Here is a 236-nt window from a genome sequence, read left to right as displayed (position 1 = left end):
CGAGCTCCAGGGCCGCCAGCGAGCCCGAGGAGTAGTTGGCCACGTAGGCCACCCGGCCCTCCGGCTCGAGCAGCACGTGGCACGGGTCGTCACCGCCGCTGCTCGCGGTGCCCGTCCGGTCGTGCGCGGGCCGGCCGTCGGCGCCGGACCCGACCCGGAACGCGGGCACGGTGCCGCCGGCGTGCTCGCCCACCGCGAGCAGCAGGCCGGCCTGCCGGTCCACGGCCAGGAGCGAG

1 protein-coding gene is annotated in these 236 nt (G+C 78.8%); it reads right to left on the bottom strand.

From position 1 onward, the window contains the following. Positions 1-236: beta-propeller fold lactonase family protein (locus KVT14_RS21375; protein ID WP_217617385.1), on the bottom strand; the 236-nt coding region annotated here is incomplete at both ends.

It is taken from the genome of Cellulomonas sp. GbtcB1, from assembly GCF_019091725.1.
Taxonomy (GTDB): domain Bacteria; phylum Actinomycetota; class Actinomycetes; order Actinomycetales; family Cellulomonadaceae; genus Cellulomonas.
The sequence above is the reverse complement of the archived record's forward strand: the minus strand, read 5'-3'. Positions and strand labels throughout refer to the sequence as shown.